Annotated in this window: 24 protein-coding genes; 15 read left to right on the forward strand and 9 right to left on the reverse strand. The window is 65.5% G+C overall.

Annotated features, from left to right (window positions below; translation table 11 throughout):
• Window positions 1-224 precede the first annotated feature (224 nt).
• The 8 genes from alr to G467_RS0105755 form a co-directional block, all read right to left on the reverse strand.
• A complete protein-coding gene (gene alr / locus G467_RS0105720; RefSeq protein ID WP_022968775.1) occupies window positions 225-1,313 on the reverse strand; it encodes an alanine racemase in 1,089 nt (362 codons plus the stop codon).
• Between the two features lie 44 nt (window positions 1,314-1,357).
• Entirely contained in the window at window positions 1,358-2,446 is a 1,089-nt protein-coding gene (locus G467_RS0105725) for a glycosyltransferase family 4 protein (protein WP_022968776.1), read from the reverse strand.
• On the reverse strand, window positions 2,443-3,075 hold the full coding sequence (locus G467_RS0105730; RefSeq protein ID WP_022968777.1) for a hypothetical protein: 633 nt from the start codon (window positions 3,073-3,075) through the stop codon (window positions 2,443-2,445). Before G467_RS0105730 ends, G467_RS0105725 begins: the two co-directional genes overlap by 4 nt.
• 84 nt (window positions 3,076-3,159) lie before the next feature.
• The gene (locus G467_RS0105735; protein WP_033397396.1) at window positions 3,160-4,602 is read right to left on the reverse strand and encodes a replicative DNA helicase; all 1,443 of its coding nucleotides are present in this window, start codon (window positions 4,600-4,602) and stop codon (window positions 3,160-3,162) included.
• A 134-nt stretch (window positions 4,603-4,736) separates the two neighbouring features.
• Window positions 4,737-5,189 (reverse strand): 50S ribosomal protein L9, encoded by a 453-nt coding sequence (rplI, locus tag G467_RS0105740; protein WP_022968779.1) that lies wholly within the window; start codon window positions 5,187-5,189, stop codon window positions 4,737-4,739.
• A gap of 63 nt (window positions 5,190-5,252) precedes the next feature.
• Complete coding sequence (rpsR, locus tag G467_RS0105745) at window positions 5,253-5,483, reverse strand: 30S ribosomal protein S18 (protein ID WP_022968780.1); 231 nt, start codon at window positions 5,481-5,483, stop codon at window positions 5,253-5,255.
• Window positions 5,484-5,500: 17 nt separating this feature from the next.
• Window positions 5,501-5,893: a 30S ribosomal protein S6 gene (gene rpsF / locus G467_RS0105750; protein ID WP_022968781.1), complete on the reverse strand. Its 393-nt coding sequence runs from the start codon at window positions 5,891-5,893 to the stop codon at window positions 5,501-5,503.
• Between the two features lie 157 nt (window positions 5,894-6,050).
• Window positions 6,051-6,389: a HesB/IscA family protein gene (locus tag G467_RS0105755; RefSeq protein ID WP_022968782.1), complete on the reverse strand. Its 339-nt coding sequence runs from the start codon at window positions 6,387-6,389 to the stop codon at window positions 6,051-6,053.
• A 131-nt stretch (window positions 6,390-6,520) separates the two neighbouring features.
• Between G467_RS0105755 and asnS the strand changes: the two genes are divergently transcribed.
• The 15 genes from asnS to G467_RS0105835 all read left to right on the forward strand — a co-directional run bounded on the left by asnS (window position 6,521) and on the right by G467_RS0105835 (window position 19,329).
• A complete protein-coding gene (gene asnS / locus G467_RS0105760; RefSeq protein WP_022968783.1) occupies window positions 6,521-7,918 on the forward strand; it encodes an asparagine--tRNA ligase in 1,398 nt (465 codons plus the stop codon).
• A 3-nt stretch (window positions 7,919-7,921) separates the two neighbouring features.
• Window positions 7,922-8,224 (forward strand): hypothetical protein, encoded by a 303-nt coding sequence (locus tag G467_RS0105765; RefSeq protein WP_022968784.1) that lies wholly within the window; start codon window positions 7,922-7,924, stop codon window positions 8,222-8,224.
• Complete coding sequence (locus G467_RS0105770; protein WP_022968785.1) at window positions 8,217-8,561, forward strand: hypothetical protein; 345 nt, start codon at window positions 8,217-8,219, stop codon at window positions 8,559-8,561. The genes G467_RS0105765 and G467_RS0105770 overlap by 8 nt, the downstream gene beginning before the upstream one ends.
• A gap of 2 nt (window positions 8,562-8,563) precedes the next feature.
• On the forward strand, window positions 8,564-9,196 hold the full coding sequence (locus G467_RS0105775) for an FMN-binding negative transcriptional regulator (RefSeq protein WP_022968786.1): 633 nt from the start codon (window positions 8,564-8,566) through the stop codon (window positions 9,194-9,196).
• A gap of 1 nt (window position 9,197) precedes the next feature.
• Complete coding sequence (locus tag G467_RS0105780; RefSeq protein WP_022968787.1) at window positions 9,198-9,983, forward strand: SDR family oxidoreductase; 786 nt, start codon at window positions 9,198-9,200, stop codon at window positions 9,981-9,983.
• A 10-nt stretch (window positions 9,984-9,993) separates the two neighbouring features.
• Window positions 9,994-10,254, forward strand: a complete 261-nt coding sequence (locus G467_RS0105785; protein WP_022968788.1) for a PilZ domain-containing protein — start codon at window positions 9,994-9,996, stop codon at window positions 10,252-10,254.
• Between the two features lie 97 nt (window positions 10,255-10,351).
• A complete protein-coding gene (locus G467_RS0105790; RefSeq protein WP_022968789.1) occupies window positions 10,352-11,797 on the forward strand; it encodes an aldehyde dehydrogenase in 1,446 nt (481 codons plus the stop codon).
• Between the two features lie 3 nt (window positions 11,798-11,800).
• Window positions 11,801-12,463, forward strand: coding sequence for a carbonate dehydratase (can, locus tag G467_RS0105795; RefSeq protein ID WP_022968790.1), 663 nt, complete (start codon window positions 11,801-11,803; stop codon window positions 12,461-12,463).
• A complete protein-coding gene (locus tag G467_RS0105800) occupies window positions 12,460-12,891 on the forward strand; it encodes a RidA family protein (RefSeq protein ID WP_022968791.1) in 432 nt (143 codons plus the stop codon). The genes can and G467_RS0105800 overlap by 4 nt, the downstream gene beginning before the upstream one ends.
• Window positions 12,892-12,920: 29 nt before the next feature.
• On the forward strand, window positions 12,921-13,451 hold the full coding sequence (locus G467_RS15600; RefSeq protein ID WP_033397398.1) for a 3-hydroxyanthranilate 3,4-dioxygenase: 531 nt from the start codon (window positions 12,921-12,923) through the stop codon (window positions 13,449-13,451).
• Window positions 13,452-13,468: 17 nt separating this feature from the next.
• Window positions 13,469-14,479, forward strand: coding sequence for an amidohydrolase family protein (locus G467_RS0105815; protein ID WP_022968793.1), 1,011 nt, complete (start codon window positions 13,469-13,471; stop codon window positions 14,477-14,479).
• Window positions 14,480-14,508: 29 nt separating this feature from the next.
• On the forward strand, window positions 14,509-15,780 hold the full coding sequence (gene kynU / locus G467_RS0105820) for a kynureninase (protein WP_022968794.1): 1,272 nt from the start codon (window positions 14,509-14,511) through the stop codon (window positions 15,778-15,780).
• Between the two features lie 13 nt (window positions 15,781-15,793).
• Window positions 15,794-17,161 carry an FAD-dependent oxidoreductase gene (locus G467_RS0105825; protein ID WP_022968795.1) on the forward strand — a complete coding sequence of 456 codons (1,368 nt, stop codon included), beginning with the start codon at window positions 15,794-15,796 and terminating at the stop codon, window positions 17,159-17,161.
• Between the two features lie 25 nt (window positions 17,162-17,186).
• On the forward strand, window positions 17,187-18,623 hold the full coding sequence (sbcB, locus tag G467_RS0105830; RefSeq protein WP_022968796.1) for an exodeoxyribonuclease I: 1,437 nt from the start codon (window positions 17,187-17,189) through the stop codon (window positions 18,621-18,623).
• A gap of 22 nt (window positions 18,624-18,645) precedes the next feature.
• Window positions 18,646-19,329 (forward strand): DUF2461 domain-containing protein, encoded by a 684-nt coding sequence (locus tag G467_RS0105835; RefSeq protein ID WP_022968797.1) that lies wholly within the window; start codon window positions 18,646-18,648, stop codon window positions 19,327-19,329.
• Window positions 19,330-19,338: 9 nt separating this feature from the next.
• Here the strand turns inward: G467_RS0105835 and G467_RS18015 are convergent, their stop codons facing one another.
• A complete protein-coding gene (locus tag G467_RS18015) occupies window positions 19,339-20,004 on the reverse strand; it encodes a hypothetical protein (protein WP_026802407.1) in 666 nt (221 codons plus the stop codon).
• Window positions 20,005-20,044: the final 40 nt, after the last annotated feature.

Consider the following 20,044-nt stretch of genomic DNA (forward strand, 5'->3'; position numbering starts at 1 on the left):
GCCATGACCTCCTGTGAGTAAATCTGTACGCGTTTCCGTACAAAACGGTTTCGTCGTCAGACTTGATAACTACGATTCAGGGCGTGAACGACCGCCAGCTCTGCTATTCGCGAGCTTTGGTTCGTTTCGCAGGGGGCCTTCTTGGAAAGAAGGAATTGGCCGGGGATCGGGGACCCCTCGCAGGTTTTGTCGCCAGCGAGCTGGCTCCTACATGCCGCGCGCGCTCAGGACTCGATAAACCGCACACGCCGCGTGATCGAGCAGGTCAGCTCGTAGCTGATGCTGCCAGCGGCGGCGGCGACTTCTTCGACCGGCAGGTCCGGGCCCCAGAGCGTCACGGCATCACCGACGCGGGCGTTGCCGAGGCCACGCAGGTCGATCGTCATCAGGTCCATCGAGACGCGGCCGATGACGGTGGTGCGTTGGCCGTCGACGAGCACCGGCGTGCCGGGCGGTGCGTGGCGCGGATAGCCATCGCCGTAGCCGATGGCGGCGACGCCGACGTCCATGTCTTCCGGACATTCCCAGGTCGCCGAATAACCGATGCGTTCGCCTTTGGCGACGCGGTTGATCGCGATCAGGCGCGTCGACAGGGTCATCGCCGGTTTCAGGCCGAAGTCCGCACCGGTCTTGCCCGCCACGACCGACAACCCGTACAGCGCCCCGCCCGCGCGCACCCAGTCGCGATGCGCCTGCGGCCAGCCGAGCACCGCGGCGGAATTGGACAGTGACGCGTCACCGGGCAAGGCATCGGTCGCGTCGGAAAATTCTTTCAGTTGCGCGCGCGTCTGTGCGCTGTCAAAATCGTCGGAGCTGGCGAAATGCGTCATCAGCGTGATGTCGTCGGCGACATTGGCCAGCGCTTGCAGACGTGCATGCGCGTCGGCGGCCTGCGCCGGCGCGAAGCCCAGGCGATGCATGCCGGTGTCGAACTTCAGCCAGACGCGGATCGGTTCGGCGGTGGCATCGCTCGCGGCATCAGCTTCGAGCATCGCCAGCTGCGATTCGTGATGCACGACCGTGTCGACGCCCAGACGGCGCAGCACCGCGAAATCCGACGGCTCGTCGAAGCCCGACAACAGCACGATGCGCTGCGACAGACCGGCCGCACGCAAACGCTCGGCATCGGACAGGGCCGCCACACCGAACGCATCGGCGCCTTCGAGCGCGCGCGCGACGCGTTCCAGACCGTGCCCATAACCGTCGGCCTTGACCACGGCCATGACCCGGCTGTTCGGCGCGAGCTGGCGCACCTGTGCGAGGTTGTGGCGGAGCGCGTCGATGTGGATCGTGGCGGTGGTGGCTCGGGACATGGCGTTCTATGCAGATGAGAGGGATGGGACGCGGCGGTGGCGGCTTAGGCCGCCTTGCCCAGTGCCGCCAGGAACTTGCGTGCGAGCACGGCGATATCGAATTCTTCGAGGAAGCGCGCTTCGCCGGCCTTGACCATGCGCTCGCGCAGTTCGGGATCGCGGACCAGGCGCGCGATGCTCGCGGCATACAGACGCGGATCGACGTCATCCCAGAGCAAGCCGGCCTCGCCCACCGTCGCCGGCGTCGCCGCGGTCGCCCGGCCGATGATCGGCAGGCCCATGACCATCGCCTCGACCAGGGGCACGCCGAAGCCTTCGTGCTCGGACAGATACAGCATCGCATCGGCGCGCTCGTAGCAGGCCTTGAGCACGGTGTCGCCGACGTTTTCGAACACATGCACCTGCCCGGCCAGGCCGTAGGCGGCGATGCGCTCCTGCATGCGCAGCTGGTATTTGCTCAGGCGCGGGTCTTTTTTGCCGACGATCATCAGCTCCGCATCGGGATCGTAGTTGGCGACGTAGCAGGCGAACGCATCGATCAGCGGCAGATAGCCCTTGTTCGGCGCCAGGCGACCGACCATCAGCAGCTTGGCGCCGCAAACACTCAAGCGCGACAGCGCGCGGTGATCGGGTTCGATCTCCAGCAGATGCTCCATGCGATGGAAAGGCGCGACGATATGCGACCGCGCGCGGTCGAGACCGAGCTCGATGAGTTCGTCTTCGTTGTACGAAGAATCGGAAATCCACTCCAGCCCGGGAATCGCGACCAGGCGCGCGACTTCCGCGCGACCAGCGGCGCAGGCGCGCAGGTAGCTGTGGTTGATGCCGTAGAAAAACTGCGGCGGCGTGATGTTGTGATAGCGCACGATGCGCCGGCAGCGCAGACCGCGCAGCAGGGCTTCGGCGCTCGGCCAGCCGATGGAATGGTGGTAGATCAGCAGGTCGTCGGCGCCGGTGAGCCATTCGCGCAGCGTCGTGTACGAATGCACCGTCTCTTCCTGCAGGTCGGACGGCTCTTCGGCGAACAGGCGCAGCTCGTCGCCACGCGCGCGCAGGATCGCGACCATCTCACGGATGTCCGCACCGATCGCATCGCGCCCGAGGATCGCCGGCGCCAGCATCGCGATCTTCATCGCGGCTCTCCCGGCCACGCGGCCGAGGGATCGGGCGCCGCGCCCTGACGCGCGATGGTCTTGCGCAGTTCGCCGATTTCCTCGTACAGGCGGGCGACCTGCTCGGCCGCCTGCGCTTCCGCCGCTTCGCAGCGCGCCTGCAGGCGCGACTGCTGCACGTTCTGCTCGCGCTGGATCGACGGCAGCCGCAACAGGATCGACACGCGTTCGATCAGACCGCCGAGCAGTGGAATGCGATAGATGCGTTCGAGCGCGTAACGGCGATCGAGCCCCTTGATGCGCACGCCGCCGGCGCGGGCCTCCGGCGAGGCGGCAACCTGCCCCATCAACAGGATCGGGTTTTCGCCGCGCTCCAGGCGCGTCAGCGCGTCATGCAGTTCTTCGGTGCGCGGTGCGCGTTTGACGACAGCGCGATACAGCCGTTCGACGAAATCCTCGCCGAAGCTGTTCTCGAAATCGCGGCGCGCATAGGTCCTGCGACCTGGCTCGATCGGCGGCAGCGCCGGCGCGGTGCCCGCCGACGGCACTGACCAGACCGGCAAGGCCTGGGCCTCGCGCAGGATCTGCGCGCGCAGCGCGGGGTCGCTGTCCTTGCCGGGATCGCTCGTGCCGGGATGCGCTGGGCTCATGCGTGGGTCCGATTCCAAACCAGTTCGGGGTCTTTCCGCGCGCCGGGCCGCTGGCCTGCGCACGCGCGGGAAGGTCGCGCTAGCTTATTCGAAACTGCCGACGGAATCCCGGGCCAGATTGTCGAAGCGCGTGTATTCGCCGAAGAATTTCAGCTTCGCCGTACCGGTCGGGCCGTTACGCTGCTTGGCGATGATGACCTCGGCCAGGCCTTTGTCGTTCGAGTCCTTGTGGTAGTACTCGTCGCGGTAGATGAACATGATGATATCGGCGTCCTGCTCGATGGCGCCGGACTCGCGCAAGTCGCTCATGACCGGGCGCTTGTCGGTACGCGATTCCAGGCCGCGATTGAGCTGCGACAGGGCCACCACCGGCACCTTGAGCTCCATCGCCAGCGCCTTGAGCGAGCGGGAGATTTCCGAGATCTCGTTGGTGCGGTTTTCGGCCGAACCGGGCACCTGCATCAGCTGCAGGTAGTCGATGACGATCAGGCCCAGGTCGTGCTCGCGCTTGATGCGGCGGGCTTTCGAACGCAGCACATCGGGCGACAGCGCCGGCGTGTCGTCGATGAAGACCTTGACGTCGGACAGCATCTTGATCGCCATGTTCACGCGCGACCAGTCCTCGTCCTCGAGCTGGCCGGTGCGCAGGCGCGTGGCATTGATGCGGCCGATCGAGGAGATCAGACGGAATGCCAGCTGCGAGGCCGACATTTCCATCGAGTAGATCGCGACGGCTTTCTTGGTCTTGAGCGCGGCGAACTCGGCTATGTTCAGCGCCAGCGTCGTCTTGCCCATGGCCGGACGCGCAGCGAGGATGATGAGGTCGGACGGCTGCAGGCCGGCGGTCATTTCGTCGAGATCGTGGAAGCCGGTCGGCAGGCCGGTGACCGAGCCCTGGTTCTCGTAGCGCTCCTGCAGGATCTGGAACGCGTCCTTCATCGCCTCGCGCAGGGGCACGAAATCGGCGCGGCCGCGGCGGCCTTGCTCGGCGATCTTGAACACCTTCATTTCCGCCGCGGACAGCACTTCCTGGCTCTCGCGGCCTTCGGGCTGGAAACCGTCGTTGACGATCTCGGTACCGACGTCGATGAGCTGACGCAGCACCGATTTCTCGCGCACGATCTCGGCATAGGCGCGGATATTCGCGGCCGAGGGCGTGCTCGAGGCCAGTTCGATCAGATAGCCGGTGCCGCCGATCTGCTCGGAAAGGCTGTGGGCTTCGAACCACTCGCCCAGGGTCACGGCATCGAAGGGCTTGCTCTTTTCCGACAGCTCGCGGATCGCGCGGTAGATCAGGCGATGGTCGCGGCGGTAGAAGTCCTGCTCGATGAGGAAGTCGCCGACCCGGTCGAGCGACTCCGGCGCCAGCATGAGGCCGCCGATGACGGCCTGTTCGGCCTCCACGGACTGCGGCGGGACGCGCAGGGCGTCGATCTTGCTGTCGGAGCGGAACGAATCGGGGCGTGCGGACATGTAGTTATTGTTCTCGATGCCATCGCGGGCGGATGGCCGCAACGAAGGGATCATCGTACTCGCCTCCACGGTCGCGCGTCATTGCGCAACCCTGTGGATAAGCGGTGGGCATCTCACCGATTGAGACTCGGGACCGGCAAACAAAACGGCCGCCCGAGGGCGGCCGTTCGGCAGTACTTGCGAGACGCTTACGCGGCTTCGCCGACCACGATGACCTTGATCTTCGTCTCGACGTCAGCGTGCAGGTGCGCGGTGACTTCGAATTCGCCGGTGCGGCGGATCGGGCCTTCGCCCATGACGACTTCCGACTTCTCCAGCTTGTGGCCGGCAGCCGTGAAGGCCTCGGCGATGTCGCGGGTGGTGACGGAACCGAACAGCTTGCCTTCGGTCGAGGCGTTCGCGGCGATGGTGACCACGGCGCCTTCCAGGGCGGCCTTGCGGGCTTCGGCAGCCGACAGGATGCCGGCGGCTTTCGCTTCGTATTCGGCGCGCTTGGCTTCGAAGGTCGCGATGTTGGCCGCCGTCGCCGGCACGGCCTTGCCGTACGGGATCAGGTAGTTGCGGCCGTAGCCCGGCTTGACGTTGACCTTGTCGCCCAGGCCACCGAGGTTGGTGACTTTCTGCAGGAGAATCAGTTGCATGGTGTTGCTCCGTTTACGTTAGCGGCGCCGAAGCGCCGCAACTGTGGCTGTCCGTAAGGACGGTTAGACGTTGTGGTTGTCGGTGTACGGAATCAGGGCCAGGAAGCGGGCGCGCTTGATCGCGGCCTGCAGCTGGCGCTGGAACTTCGACTTGGTACCGGTGATGCGGCTCGGAACGATCTTGCCGTTCTCGGTCAGGTACTGGCGCAGCGTGTTCAGATCCTTGTAATCGATCTTGGTCACGCCTTCGGCGGTGAATTTGCAGAACTTGCGGCGGCGGAAGAACTTGGACATGGTCGGTCTCCTCGGGCTCAGGCGGCGTCAGTGGCGTCGACGCCACCTTCGATCGAATCATCATCACGGCGGCGGCGATCACCCTTCTCGTCTTTCGACTTCAGGATGTGGCTCGGCTCGGTGACGGCCTCTTCTTCCGAGAGCACGATGTGGCGCAGGACCGCGTCGTTGAAGCGGAAGCTGTCGCCCAGCTCGGTCAGCACCTTGGCGCCGCACTCGATGTTCATCAGAACGTAGTGGGCCTTGACCAGGTTCTCGATCGGGTAAGCCAGCTGACGACGGCCCCAATCTTCCAGACGGTGGATCTTGCCGTTGTCGCCTTCGATCAGCGCCTTGTAGCGCTCGATCATGGCCGGCACCTGCTCGCTCTGGTCCGGATGGACCATGAACACGACTTCATAGTGACGCATGGGTTGTTTCCTTGTGGATGCGGCCTTGCGGCCTGGCAGCTCCCGGCGGGATGCCGTGGAGCAAGGTCTCCCGGAACCTTAATGCAATCGGGAGCCGCCGATTATGCCGGAAACGGCCGTATCAGCGCAAGTGGCTGTGCCGCAAGGGAAAAGGGCCTCAGGCGGCCTGTTCGTCCGTGGTGAAGCTCTCGCCGCAGCCGCATTCGGCCGCGACCCGCGGGTTGCGGAAGACGAACTGCTGGTTCAAGCCCTGGCTGACAAAGTCGATTTCGGTGCCGTCGACTTGCGCCAGGCTGCCGCTGTCGACACGGACAGCGACGCCGTCCTGTTCGAACACCTGCTCGCCGTCATGGGCCTGCGTCGCGATGTCGATCTGATAAGCCCAGCCCGAGCAACCGCTCTTGCGCACGCCGAAACGCAGACCGATGCCACCGGGCGTTTCCGCCAGGTATTGGCGGACGCGGGCGACGGCGGCGGGTGTGAGGGTGACGGCCATGGGCGGATTCTCTCGATTCGAAGGGCAAGTATAAGGCGTGCGTCGCCCGGAACGCTGCGGAAAGCCCCGCTGTCCGGGTATCCTTGCCGCTTCCCTCTGTAAGTAGGCCTTCGAGGCCGGAGATTCAAGGCATGGCAGTGGTCAGCGTCCAGCAGGCACTCGCAGGCGGCATCGCGGCGGGCAGTGAAGTCACGGTGCGCGGCTGGGTTCGTACCCGGCGCGACTCGGCCGGCCTGGCCTTCGTCAACGTCAGCGACGGCTCGTGCTTCGACCCGATCCAGGTGGTGGCGACCGAATCGCTGGCCAACTTCGACAACGAAGTGAAGAAGCTGTCGGCGGGCTGCTCGGTGATCGCGACCGGCACGCTGGCCGCGTCCCAGGGCAAGGGCCAGAAATTCGAGATCCAGGCGACCTCCGTCGAAGTCGTCGGCTGGGTCGAGGACCCCCTCACCTATCCGATGCAGCCCAAGCAGCACACGCTGGAATACCTGCGCGAATTCGCCCATCTGCGTCCGCGTACCAACCTGTTCGGCGCGGTCACCCGCATCCGCCACTGCCTGGCGCAGGCGATCCACCGTTTCTTCCACGAAGACGGCTTCTACTGGGTCAACACGCCGATCATCTCGACCTCGGACGCCGAAGGCGCCGGCCAGATGTTCCGCATCTCGACCCTGGACATGATGAACCTGCCGCGCGACGCCAAGGGCCAGGTCGACTTCTCGAAGGATTTCTTCGGCAAGGAAGCCTTCCTGACGGTGTCGGGTCAGCTCAATGTCGAAGCCTTCTGCCTGGCGCTGTCGAAGGTCTACACCTTCGGCCCGACCTTCCGCGCCGAGAATTCCAACACCACGCGCCACCTCGCCGAATTCTGGATGATCGAACCGGAGATCGCGTTCGCCGATCTCAACGACGACGCCAACCTCGCCGAGAAATTCCTGAAATACGTGTTCCAGGCCGTGCTCAACGAGCGCATGGACGACCTCGCCTTCCTGGCCGAGCGCGTCGACAAGACCGCGATCACCAAGCTCGAGACCTTCATCGCCGCGCCGTTCGAACGCATCGACTACACCGATGCGGTGTCGCTGCTGCAGAAGTCCGGCCACAAGTTCGATTTCCCGGTCGAATGGGGCCTGGACCTGCAGACCGAACACGAACGCTGGTTGACCGAAGTGCACGTCGGCCGCCCGGTCGTGGTCATGAACTACCCCGAGCAGATCAAATCCTTCTACATGCGCCTCAACAACGACGGCAAGACCGTCGCGGCGATGGACGTGCTCGCGCCAGGCATCGGCGAGATCATCGGCGGTTCGCAACGCGAGGAACGCATCGACGTGCTCGACGCGCGCATCGCGCAGTTCGGCCTCGATCCCGAGCACTACACCTGGTACCGCGATTTCCGCCGCTATGGCACGGTGCCGCATGCCGGTTTCGGCCTGGGCTTCGAGCGCCTGGTGGTCTATGTCTGCGGTCTTTCGAACATCCGCGACGCGATTCCGTATCCGCGCGCACCGGGTCTGGCGACGTTCTAAGCCATGTGGCAGGCGATGCTGTTCCTGTTTCTCGGCCTGGCCGGCTCCGCGGGGCCGGCGCATTTCGGCATGCGCGTGCTTTCGCACCGGCAGCAGCTTGATCGCCGGCTGGCGTTCGCCCCGGGCACCGAGGATGGCGGTTTTCTCTACAGCTGGTGGCTGATGCGGTTCGGACAGGCGCGCCTGGGCGATGCCGCGTTGCGCCAGTTCGGCAATCTGGCCGGCATCATGGGCTGGCTCACTCTCATCGGCGTGGTCGGCACCGCCGTCTGCATCGCGGCAAAGGCAGGAATCGAAAATGGCTGACGAATCGATCTACGACCTCGGATATGAAGCACAGGCGTTCGAGCGCGAGGAATGGTGGCTGGCGACGCCCGAGCCGCTGCTGATCTGGGCGCGCCTGCGCATCCTGCACAGCGGCGTCGCGCAGGTGTTCGACAGCCACGGCGAAACCCTGAGCTACGAAAGCGACGACATGGCGCGTGCCGCGCTCATGGATGCCGATTTCCGCGCGCTCGAAGGCATGGACGACGACGATGCCGAAGCGATCGGCCAGCTGCTCGAAGACCTGCAGCCGCCGCAGGGCGAGGACGACGAAGAACTGCTGCCGCAGATGATCAAGACCCTCGGCCCGCGTCACTGAGCATGTACACACCTCGCCATTTCGCTGAAGACGATCTGGCGGCGCTGGACCGGCTGGCGGTGGCGCACCCGTTCGCCACGCTCATCACGCTCGCCGATGGCGCACCCTTCGTCTCGCATGTGCCGGTGCTGTACCGGCGCGACGAACACGGCATCGAATTCCGCGGCCACTGGTCGCGCGCGAATCCGCAATGGCGGCACGGTGGCGACGCGACGCTGATCCTGCACGGCCCAAGCGCCTATGTCTCGCCGTCCTGGTATCCCGACAAGGAAAGCGCCGCGCGCGTGCCGACCTGGAATTACGCGGTCGCGCATCTGGGCGGCGTGCTGGAGACCTTCGAGGACGACGCCGGCCTCGCGGCCATCGTCGCCGACCTCAGCGATCATTTCGAAGCGACGGTCGGCAGCGAGTGGCGTTTCGAATTCGAACGCGAGGACCATCGCAAGCAGTTGCGCGGCATCGTCGGCTTCCGGCTGCGCCCGACGCGCGTCGAACTCAAGTTCAAGCTCAACCAGAATCATCCGCCGATCAATGGTCATCGTGTCGCCGAGGCCCTCGCCACCGGCAGCGACGATGCCCGCGAGATCGCCGCGCTGATGCGCGAGCGCCTTGCGCCACCCGCACAGGAGACATGACATGGGCCTAGCGCTCGAAGGCAAACACGCGCTGGTCTGCGGCGCGTCGGAAGGCATCGGTCGTGCCAGTGCGATGGCCTTGGCCGAGCTCGGCGCCACCGTTACGGTGCTCGCCCGCCGGCAGGAAAAACTCGATGCCGTCTGCGTCGCCCTGCCCCGTCCGTCCGGCCAGACGCATGCGACGCTGTCGGCCGATGTCAGCGATGCCGCTGGCCTGCGCGAAAAGGTGCAGGCCTGGGCCGCGGCCCATCCGGTGCACATCCTGATCAACAACACGGCCGGCCCGGCTGGCGGCCCGGCGAACAGCGCCGAACCCGAGGCCTACCTGCAGGTGTTCCAGCAGCACCTGATCGCCAACCAGATCCTGGTGCAGTCGGTTCTTCCGGGCATGCGCGCGGCGGCCTGGGGCCGCATCGTCAATATCATCTCGACCTCGGTTAAAGAACCCATCGCCAACCTCGGCGTGTCCAACACCATCCGCGGCGCCGTCGCCAGCTGGGCCAAGACGCTCGCGGGCGAACTGGGTCCCGACGGCATCACGGTCAACAACGTGCTGCCCGGCTACACGCGCACGCAGCGCCTGGACCAGATTCTTGCCGAACGGGCCAAGGCCACAGGCAAGAGCGAAGCCGAGATCGCCCAGGGCATGCTCGCCACGGTGCCCGCCGGCCGTTTCGCCGACGCGTCGGAGATCGCCGCAGCGGTCGCCTTCCTGTGCTCGCCGCAGGCGGGCTACGTCAACGGCATCAACCTGCCCGTCGACGGCGGCCGGATGAAATCGCTGTAACATCGGCGCCATGTCGTTTTTCGAACGCCGCCAGGCCCCTCGCGAAGCCAAGCAAGTGCAGGCGCTCGTCGTGCGCGGCACGACGGCCTTCCAGGTGGATGTCGCCGATCTGTCCAAGGGCGGCGCCTGCGTGAAGCGGCCGCGCAACTGGCCCTTCAACATCGGCGATGCGGTGTTCCTGTACCTGGTCGGCAGTCCCGGTCCCGTCATGGCGATGGAAGCCCGCGTGATCTGGTTCAAGGACGACGAAATCGGATTGCAATACCTCTGATGCCCGCCCGCCACGACACGCCGGCCACCCCGCTCCCTGGGGCCGACGTGCGGGCCAAACCTGTCCGCATGGCGGGCCTGCCGGTTAAGCTTGGCCGATGACCTTGCGACTGACCCAGCTCATCGGCGCCCACGCCCGGCCCGCGAAATCCGAAGGCTGGCTCGATGTGCACGAACCGGCCACTGGCGCGCGTTATGCCCTGTGCCCCGATGGCGATGCCGACGATGTCGCGGCCGCCGTGGAAGCAGCGCAGGCCGCGTTTCCGGCCTGGTCCGCCCTGCCGACGAGCGAACGTGCCCATTGGCTGCACCGGCTCGCCGATGCCCTGCAATCGAAGCTGGAAGATTTCGCCCAGGCCGAATCCCGCGACGCCGGCAAACCGCTGCCGCTCGCGCGTGAGGTGGAAATTCCGCGCGCGGTCGCCAACCTGCGTTTCTTCGCCGCCGCCGCGACGCAATTCGCGAGCGAATCGCATCATGGCCAGGCCGGTCTGAATTACACGCTGCGGCAGCCGCTCGGTGTCGTCGGCTGCATCAGTCCCTGGAATCTGCCGCTGTACCTGTTCACCTGGAAGATCGCGCCCGCCCTCGCTGCGGGCAATTGCGTCGTCGCCAAGCCCAGCGAGGTCACACCGGTGACCGCATGGATGCTCGGCGAGCTCGCGCGCGATATCGGTTTCCCACCCGGCGTGCTCAACATCGTCCAGGGCCTCGGTCCGAAGGTCGGGCAAGCCCTTGTCGATCATCCCGGCATCAAGGCGATCAGCTTCACCGGCAGCACCGCGGTCGGGCTGCGCATCGCCGCGACCTGCGCGGCCAGCCTGAAAAAGGTCTCGCTCGAACTTGGTGGCAAGAACCCGACTCTCGTGTTCGCCGATGCGCCGCGCACCGGGCTCATCGACCAGCTCGCGCGTTCGGCGTTCCAGAACTCCGGGCAGATCTGCCTGTGCGGTTCGCGCCTGCTCATCGAGCGCAGCGCCTATGCCGACATCCGCGACGAGCTCGTCGCGCGCGTCAAACACCTGCGCCTGGGCGATCCGCTCGATGCAGCGACCCAACAGGGCCCGCTGGTCTCGCAAGCGCATTACGACAAGGTGCTCGGGCATATCGAACTGGCGCGGGCGGAAGGCGGCAGCGTGCTGTGCGGCGGCCATGCCGCCCCACCGGCCGGGCGCTGCGAGAATGGCTGGTTTGTCGCGCCGACCGTCATCGAGAATCTCGGCCCGTACACGCGCACCAATACCGAGGAAATCTTCGGCCCGGTCGTGACCTTGCAGCCCTTCGACGACGAAGACGAGGCGCTGGCGTTCGCCAATGCCACGCCTTACGGGCTGGCCGCGAGCATCTGGACCAGCGATCTGCGGCGGGCGCATCGGGTGGCCGAAAGGCTGGAGGCCGGAATCGTCTGGGTGAATACATGGCTCGAACGCGATCTGCGCACGCCCTTCGGCGGCATGAAGCAGTCGGGCCTGGGCCGCGAAGGCGGACTCGACGCAATGCGTTTTTTCACCGACAGCAAAAACATCTGCATCAACCTGGGGTAAGCAATGAGCCAGTTGGACGACCTGCTGAAACGCAACAAAGCCTGGGCCGAAAGCGTGCGCGCGGAAGATCCGGGATTCTTCAAGCGCCTGTCGACGCAGCAGGCGCCGAAATACCTGTGGATCGGGTGTTCTGACTCGCGCGTGCCGGCGAACCAGATCACCGGCCTGGCGCCGGGCGAGGTGTTCGTCCATCGCAACATCGCCAATGTGGTCGTGCATACCGACCTGAATTGCCTGAGCACGATCCAGTTCGCCGTGGACCTGCTCAAGGTCGAACACATCCTCGTCGTCGGCCACTACGGCTGCAGCGGCGTGCATGCGAGCCTCACCGGCACGCGCGTGGGCCTGGCCGACAACTGGCTGCGCCATGTCGGCGACGTCGCACAGAAGCATGCGTCCTTGCTCCGGGAAGTCGAACTCGAATCCCTGCGCCACGCCCGCCTTTGCGAACTGAACGTCATCGAGCAGGTCATGAACGTCTGCCAGACCACGATCGTCGAAGACGCCTGGGCGCGCGGCCAGAAGCTGTCGGTGCACGGCTGGGTCTACAGCCTGCTCGATGGACGGGTGCGGCAGTTGGGCATGGACATCGAAGCGCGCGAACAATTGTCCGACGCGTACGCCGGTGCGCTCAAGCGCGTCGCCGGCCAGACGCAATCGCGATGAGCGAGGTCATCCGCACCGACAGCGCGCCCCGGGCCGTCGGCAGCTATCCGCATGCGCGCCGCGTCGGCAACCTGTTGTTCCTGTCGGGCATCGGTCCGCGCGATGCGCGCGACAACAGCATTCCCGGCAATGTGCTCGATGCAGCGGGAACGCTCGTGTCCTACGACATCGTCGCGCAATGCCATTCGGTATTCGCGAACGTGAAAGCCGTGCTGACCGCGAGCGGCGCGAATTGGGCGGACCTGGTCGACGTGACGGTCTACCTCACCGACATGGCCAACGATTTCAAAGCCTACAACGCCGTGTGGGCCGACTATTTTCCCGACGCCGCGACCGCGCCCTGTCGCACGACGCTCGGTATCACCGCCCTGCCGACGCCGATCGCGATCGAGCTCAAATGCCTGGCGGTCCTGCCGCCGGTCGCCTGATCGCCGCTGTCCCGAAAGGAAGCCGTCCCATGCTGACCCCCGCGTTCAACCTGCAAGCCTGGATCGATCAGAACCGGCATCTGCTCAAGCCGCCGGTCGGCAACAAATGTATCGTAGACGGCGATTTCATCGTGATGATCGTCGGCGGGCCGAACCAGCGCACCGATTATCACTGGGACGAAGGTCCGGAATTTTTCTACCAGATCGAGGGCGAGATGGTGCTGCGCCTGCAGGAAGACGGTGCCGTGCGCGACATCCCGATCAAGGCCGGCGAGATGTTCTATCTGCCGCCGCGCGTGCCGCATTCGCCGCAGCGCATGGCCGACTCGGTCGGCCTGGTCATCGAGCGCCGCCGTCTGGCGCACGAGGACGACGGCCTGCTGTGGTTCTGCGAGCAGTGCAATCACAAGATCTACGAAGAGTATTTCCATCTCGACAACATCGAGACGGATTTTCCGGCGGTGTTTGAGCGTTTCTACCGTTCGCGTGCGCACCGGACCTGCCAGACCTGTGGCCATCTGAATCCGGCGCCGTCCAAGTTCGAATTTCCCGATACCTGAGCCGGTAGACTAGGGCCATGCTCAAAATCGATACCCACGCCCACTACCTGCCCCGCGACTGGCCCGATCTCGCGGCCAAGTATGGCGACAACCGCTTCCCGGTGATCCATCACGGCGACGACGGCCGTCATCGCATCTACAAGGACGGCAAGTTCTTCCGCGAGATCTGGCCCAAGACCTGGGATCCGGATGTTCGCATCGCCGACTACGCGCAATTCGGCGTGCAGGTGCAGGTGATCAGCACGGTGCCGGTGATGTTCGGTTACTGGGCCAAGGCGCACCACGCGCTCGAGCTGCACCAGTCGCTCAATGACCACATGGCTGAAACCTGCCGCGCCCACCGCAAGCATTACGCCGGCATCGGCACCGTGCCCCTGCAGGCACCGCGTCTGGCGATCCAGGAACTGGAACGCTGCATGGACCAGCTCGATCTGCAGGGCGTGCAGATCGGCTCACATGTCGGCGAGTGGAATCTCGACGCGCCCGAGTTGCTGCCCTTCTTCGAGGCCGCGCAGGACCTGGGCGCGGCGATCCTCGTGCATCCCTGGGACATGATGGGCAGCGAGTCGATGCCCAAGTACTGGCTGCCCTGGCTGGTCGGCATGCCGGCCGAACAATCGCGCGCGGCCTGCTGCCTGATCTTCGGCGGCGTGCTGGAGAAATTTCCGCGGCTGAAGATCTGTCTGGCGCATGGCGGCGGCAGTTTCCCGTACACCATTGGCCGGATCGAGCATGGGTTCAACATGCGGCCAGACCTGGTCGCCACCGATAATCCGCGCAATCCGCGCGAATACCTCGACCGCCTGTTCTTCGATTCCTGGGTCGCCGACGAACGCGCGCTGCGCTATCTGCTCGACACCTGCGGCGTCGACCGCGTGATGCTCGGCACCGACTACCCGTTCCCGCTGGGCGAGCAGGAGCCGGGCAAGGGCATCGCCTCGCTGAATCTCGACGCCATCGCGCAGGCCCGCCTGTATCACGGCACGGCGCTGGAATGGCTGGGCCTGGCGAAGTCGCGCTTCGAATGAGCGCTCCCACGAACCCAGACCCGCGACGCATGACCGATCCGTATTCCGACGAGCACGCCCTCGCCCTCGACACCGCCGATCCGCTGCGTGCCTTCCGCGACGAATTCCACGTGCCGGTGCATGGCGACGGCGAGCAGCTTTATTTCTGCGGCAATTCGCTCGGCCTGCAACCGCGGGCCGTACGCGGCGCGCTGATCGACGAACTCGACGACTGGGCGCGCCTCGGTGTCGAAGGCCATTTCCTCGGCAAGCATCCGTGGATGCCCTATCACGCCTTCGTGCGCGATTCGTTGGCGGCCTGCGTGGGTGCGATGCCCTCGGAAGTGGTCGCGATGAACTCGCTGTCGGTGAACCTGCACCTGCTCATGGTCAGTTTCTACCGGCCGACCGCTGAGCGCCCGGCCATCCTTATCGAGGCCGGCGCCTTTCCCTCCGATCGCTACGCCGTCGAAGCGCAGATCCGCTTCCATGGCTTCGATCCGTCGACCTGTCTGATCGAACTCGAAGCCGACGAACAGACCGGCACGATTTCGCTGGCCGCGATCGAGCGCGTCCTCGCCGAACACAGCTCGCGCATCGCGCTGATCCTCTGGCCCGGGGTGCAGTACCGCACCGGCCAGGCGTTCGACCTGAAGGAAATCGCACGTCTGGGCCATGCGCGTGGCTGCGTGGTCGGCTTCGATCTCGCGCACGCGGCTGGCAACCTGCCCCTGCAACTGCACGATAGTGGCGCCGATTTCGCGGCCTGGTGCAGCTACAAATATCTGAACTCCGGGCCGGGTGCGGTGGCTGGCGCTTTCGTGCACGAGCGCCACGCGCACAGCGATCGTCCGCGCTTCGCCGGATGGTGGGGTCACGACCAGGCCACGCGTTTCCGCATGGGCCCCGACTTCGTGCCCACGCCCGGCGCCGACGGCTGGCAGCTGAGCAATCCGCCGATCCTCGCGCTCGCGCCATTGCGCGTATCGCTGGAGATTTTCCAGCGCGCCGGCATGACTGCCTTGCGCGCGAAATCGGAAAAGATCACCGCGTATCTGGAAACGCTGATCCGTGCGCGCGTCGCCGACACGCTGCAGATCGTCACGCCCTCCGAGCCCGAACGTCGCGGCGCACAGCTGTCCCTGCGCGTGGCCGGCGGTCGCGAGCGCGGGCGCGCGCTGTTCGAGCACCTCGTCGCCCTGGGCATCGTCGGCGACTGGCGCGAACCCGACGTCATCCGCATTTCCCCGGCGCCGCTGTACAACCGCTACCGCGACGTGCTCGGTTTCGTGCGCGCGGTGGAGGCCTGGCGCAACCCCTGACTCCGGAACCCCGATGCGAGCTGAGAAAAAGATCACGATCATCGGTGCCGGTCTCGCCGGCGCCCTGCTGGCCATCCTGCTGGCACGCAAAGGCTGGACCGTCGAAGTGTTCGAGCGGCGCCCGGACCCGCGCCTGGCCGGCTACGAGGGCGGACGCTCGATCAATCTCGCGCTCGCCGAACGCGGCCTGCATGCCCTGCGGCTGGCCGGCCTGACCGAAGCGGTTATGGCGCAGGCGGTGATGATGCGCGGCCGCATGGTGCATTCGGCCGACGGCGGCACACAGCTGCTGCGCTACGGCAAGGACGATTCCGAAGTCATCTGGTCCGTGCACCGCGGCCGGCTCAACATCAGCCTGCTCGATGCCGCCGAGGCCGCAGGTGCGACGATCCGCTTCAATGCGCGCCTGGACCGCGTCGACTTCAACGCCAAGACCTTCCGCCTGATCAACGATCACGATCGCCGGGACGAAGTACGCGATTTCGCCGTGCTGATCGGCGCGGACGGCGCGGGGTCGGCGCTGCGCCAGGCGATGTCTGGCAAGGTCGCGCTCAACGAGCATTTCGCGCCGCTCGGCCACGGCTACAAGGAACTGGAAATCCCGCCGGCGGACGATGGCGGCTTCCGCATCGAACCCAATGCGCTGCATATCTGGCCGCGCGGCGGCTATATGTGCATCGCCCTGCCGAATACCGAAAAGACCTTCACCGTCACCCTGTTCCTGCCCAATGAGGGCGATCCGAGTTTCGCGACGTTGCCCGATGTCGCGGCCGCGCATGCGTTTTTCGCGCGCGACTTTGCCGACACCCTGCCGCTCGTGCCGGAATTCGACGCGGACTGGACCAATAATCCGATCGGCAGCTTGTCGACGCTGTATCTCGATCACTGGCACTTGGACGGCCGCGCGGTGCTGCTGGGCGACGCCGCGCATGCGATGGTGCCCTTCCACGGTCAGGGCATGAACTGCGCGTTCGAGGACTGCATCGCACTCGCGCGGCATATTGAGGAGGCCGGCAACTGGGCCGAGGCTTTCGCCGCGTTCGAAGCCGAACGCCGGCCCAATGCCGAGGCGATCCAGGCAATGGCGCTGGAAAATTACGTCGAGATGCGCGACCGCGTCGACGACGTCGACTTCCTGCTGCAGCGCCAGCTCGAGCGGGTGCTCGCCGAGCGCCACCCGGGCCGATTCGTGCCGCGCTACACGATGGTCAGTTTCATGCGCGTGCCTTACGCCACCGCGTTCGAGCGCGGCAAGATCCAGCGCCAGCTGCTGATCGACGCCACGCGCGGCCTGCGCGACATCGCCCAGGTCGATCTCGAGGCCGCCGACGACATGGTGCGCACGCGCCTGTCGTCCCTGGTCACGACCTCGATGACCTGACGCCGCCGTTTCCGCGAGGTCCCCGATGCCCGCAAGCTTCCTCTGGTACGACCTGGAAACCTTCGGCCGCGATCCGCGGCGTACGCGCATCGCGCAGTTCGCCGGCATCCGCACCGACGAACAGCTGCAGCCGATCGGCGAGCCGATCTCGCTGTACTGTCAGCCGGCCGACGATCTGCTGCCCTCGCCGGAAGCGACGATGATCACCGGCATCACGCCGCAACAGGCCCGGCGCGATGGCTTGCGGGAAGCGGATTTTTTCGCGCGCTTGCACGAAGAACTCATCCAGCCCGGCACCTGCGCGGTCGGTTACAACTCGATCCGCTTCGACGACGAATTCATCCGCTTTGGTCTGTACCGGAATTTCCACGACGCCTACGAGCGCGAATGGCGCAACGGCAATTCGCGCTGGGACCTGCTCGACGTCATGCGCCTGATGCGCGCGCTGCGGCCGGAAGGCCTGCAGTGGCCGCTGCGCGAAGATGGCCTGCCGAGTTTCAAACTCGAACACCTCGCCGAAGCGAACGGCGTGCGCGAAGGCATGGCGCACGAGGCCCTGTCGGACGTGCGGGCACTGATCGGCCTCGCGCGACGCATGCGCGAGGCGCAACCGCGCCTGTGGGACTACGCGCTGCGCCTGCGCGACAAGCGCCATGTCGGCAGCCTGCTCGATACGATCGCGCTCAAGCCGGTGCTGCATATCTCCGGCAAGTACCCGGCCAGCCGGCATTGCGCGGCGCTCGTGCTGCCGCTGGCGCGGCATCCGCGCATCGAATCGCGCGTGATCGTGTTCGATCTCGACGCCGACCCCGCGCCCCTGCTCTCGCTCTCGGCCGAGGGCATCGCCGACCGGCTCTACACGCCTGTCGCCGACCTTCCGGAAGGGGAATCGCGTATTCCGCTCAAGGAAGTGCACACCAACAAGTGCCCGATCCTCGTGCCGCTCGAACATCTGCGCGAGACCGACTTCGAACGGCTCGGCATCGACCGCGCCGCCTGCCTCGCGCATGCCGACCGCCTGCGTGCCGACACCGGCTTAGCGGAGAAGGTCCGGCGCGTCTTTGCCTCCGAGCAGGCACGCGAACCGGCCGATGCCGATGCGGCGCTGTACGACGGCTTCCCATCCGACGGCGACAAGCGATTGTTCGCGCGCGTGCGCAGCACCGGGCCCGCGCAACTGGCCGCGCTCGCCGGCGAGTTCAAGGACCCGCGCTATCCGGAACTGCTGCTGCGCTATCGCGCGCGCAACTGGCCGGAAACCCTCTCGGCGGCCGAACGCGGCGCCTGGGACGACTACCGCCGACGCCGCCTGACCCGCGACAGCGGCCTGTCCGAATACGATTTCACAACGTATTCCGAAACGATTGCGACACTGCGCGCCTCGCAGGGCCCGGGCGAAGCCCAGGCCTGGCTCGACGCGCTGGAAGACTGGGGCCGGGAGATCGAAGCCAGTCTCGGCTGAACCACGGAATCGAAGACAGACTATGCCTACCTACTTCACCGAAAAGACCTTCAAGTTCCTGCGCGCGCTGGCGCGCAACAACTCGCGCGAGTGGTTTCATGAGCACAAGCCCGAGTACGAGGAACACCTGCGCGCGCCTTTCCTGCGCCTGATCACCGACCTGCAGCCCGATCTCGCGACGATCAGCGAGCACTACCGCGCCGATCCGCGGGCCACGGGCGGCTCGCTGTTCCGCATCCATCGCGACACGCGTTTTTCCAACGACAAGACACCTTACAAGACCTGGTCGGGCGCGCGGTTCTCGCATGCACGCAGCAAGCAGGTGGAAGCCCCGTCGTACTACCTGCATGTGCAGCCCGGCAACTGCTTCATCGGCGCGGGCCTGTGGCATCCGGAGCCGGAATCGCAGCGCAAGATCCGCCACTTCATTTTCGAGAATCCCGGCACCTGGAAGGCCGCGGTGAAATCGCCGGCGTTCGCGCGCAAGTTCACCATGGACGGCGAATCGCTTGTGCGTCCGCCACGCGGCTATCCGGCCGACCACGAGCTCATCGAGGACATCAAGCGCAAGGATTTCGTGGCGACGCTCGGGCTGGAAGATGCCGTCGTGCTGGGCCCGAACCTGCGCAAGACCGTCGCCACGCAATTCACCGCCCTGTCGCCTCTGGTCGACTATCTCTGCGCGGCCCTCGATCTCGAGTTCTAACCCGCTGACTTATTCGCAAGAAGCATCTTGTTCGTCCCGCGGGTACTTCGCGAGAACATGGGGCGGGCCGACAGCACGGCCATGCCCGCGCTGGGCTGACCAGAGAATTTGCCGAAACAGATCGAGCGCGGCTCGGTCGCGTATCCTGCCTGTCAGACTGGGAAGCGATCCTTCGCATTTCGAATAGAGCTGAAAAGAAGCGGTCGCAACGAACTCCTTTTCATCTGTGAGCAAGTACAAGTCGATCGGCATCTGATGGATGGTCAGTTTGCAGGTCGATACCTTGCCTTTCCATCCCTCGAAAGATTCCGGACCAAGGTAGTCGTTGGCGATGTTGATCGGATGACTTCCGTCTGAGTACCAAAGGATACCCTCGACGGCCCGCGGACCTGTCGTCTGCTTCATCTCAGCAGGCATGGTCACCGACAAAGCAGTGACATCCTCGACCCTGCCCGCGATCGGAGCAGGCGGTGTCGCCGAACAAAGCTCAGCAACAACGGCGGCGTGATCCAGCCCGTCCACTGGACCCGCACAACCAGAAAGAGCGAGCAGAAACACCACTGAGAAGAGGTGGATTGACAGCCAATTGCGCGAATTTCTAGTCATTTCTTGCCTAGTGGGGCATTTCTGGATGACCGCATCTTGCCGCAGCGCAGCAACCATACGCTGACGCATTGCACCATCGAAATGTGTTGACGGTCACATACTTGTGCGT

The organism is Arenimonas oryziterrae DSM 21050 = YC6267 (assembly GCF_000420545.1).
In the GTDB taxonomy this organism is placed as follows: Bacteria; Pseudomonadota; Gammaproteobacteria; order Xanthomonadales; family Xanthomonadaceae; genus Arenimonas; species Arenimonas oryziterrae.